Annotated in this window: 1 protein-coding gene; it reads left to right on the top strand. The window is 38.9% G+C overall.

Features of this window, described 5'->3' with window-relative positions; genetic code table 11:
* The first annotated feature begins 169 nt into the window (after positions 1 to 169).
* Positions 170 to 1,513: an IS4 family transposase gene (locus M3O96_RS21835; protein WP_349630869.1), complete on the top strand. Its 1,344-nt coding sequence runs from the start codon at positions 170 to 172 to the stop codon at positions 1,511 to 1,513.
* The last annotated feature ends 9 nt before the right edge of the window (positions 1,514 to 1,522 follow it).

Raw genomic sequence — 1,522 nt, 5'->3', positions numbered from 1 at the left:
TGAAAAGGGTGTAGTATTCCCTTGGAATACTTAGTGTTCTTTTCCATATTTATTTTAGATTTTGTATACTAAAAAGGCAGGTTTTTCAATGAACGGTTGGGTTTCCTGCCTTATTTTTCTTTAATTTAAGTATATTTAGGAGAAGAACAAAGCTGAAAATCAACAATTTATCAAAAAATACCTTGATAAATTCAAGTCATTTTTTGAAGATTCATTCGATACAGATTCCCTGAACAAGCTTGCCAGAAGCCATCAGTTCGTGCAGAGGAAATCTGTTCTGGACGGGAAAAGATTTCTTGAACTGCTTCTTTTTTCAGAACGAGACACCAAGCTTCAAAGCCTTGAGGATATTGCCCTTGATTTTTCGCAGTATTATGGAACCCATATTTCCAAACAGGCCATTCAGGAACGGTTCAATGATTCTGCTGTCCACTTCTTATCATCAGTCCTTCAACAGCAGCTGGGCCACAAAGCAACCGCGATCTTAAATGCCGAAAATGCCTACAGGTTTGACAAAATACTCATCAAAGATTCCACAAGGTTTAAACTGCCCCAAAAGTTCAGTGAGGATTTTAAGGGACATGGCGGCTTTGGGGTTGATTCACAGATAAGCATCCAGTTCGAATATGACCTGATAGCAGGAGGTGTTGCTGACCTGAACATTACCCCTGCCAACAGGAATGACCAAAAGGATTCCAAGGAAACCCTGGATAGGATAGAACCGAACTGCCTGTATATAAGGGATCTGGCATATGTGAGCCAGGAATATATCGATCGGATTGGCCAAAACCATTCGTATTATGTAAACAGGCTCAATACAAGATGGACCGTTTTGGATACAGATAAGAAACCTTTAGACTATTCAAAAATCCAAGAGAAGCTAGACAAAAAGGGATTCAGATGGATTGAAATCGATGTATTGATAGAAAAAGGCAAAAAACTATTGCCCTCCCGGTTGATATTGGAACAGGTCAGCGAAAAAACCTACAGGGAAAGGATAACAAAGGCGGAAAGGGCTGCAAGAAGCAAGGGATATTCCCTCTCAGATGATTATAGGGCCAAAACTAGACTCAACATGATCATTACCAATATACCGAAGGAATGGGCAAACAGCGAACAGGTAAGAAAAGCCTACAGTCTGAGGTGGCAGATTGAGCTGATATTCAAAACATGGAAGTCACAAATGAAACTTAATAGGGTCAAACCTGTAAAAATCCAAAGATTTAAATGCCAGCTTATAGCCAAAATGATATGGATAATGATAAACCGTAGGTTTTTGTCTGCAATAGAATACCTCAGTGAAAAAGGAGAAAAGCCTATAAAACTCAGCGAATGGAAGTTTTTCAAAACAGTAATGAGACTTTCCAACGAAATAAGAAAGGCCGTATTTTATAGTGAAAACCTCGAAACTTGGCTGCAAAACCTGTTTGAAACTGCAAAGAAAAAATGTAGAGCCGAAACCAAAAAAGGCAAAAACAACCATCTTGAAATTCTAAACATCTTCTTAGCTTGACGCTTATGG

This window comes from Aquiflexum sp. TKW24L, from assembly GCF_023502205.1.
In the GTDB taxonomy this organism is placed as follows: Bacteria; Bacteroidota; Bacteroidia; order Cytophagales; family Cyclobacteriaceae; genus Cognataquiflexum.
The sequence above is the reverse complement of the archived record's forward strand: the minus strand, read 5'-3'. Positions and strand labels throughout refer to the sequence as shown.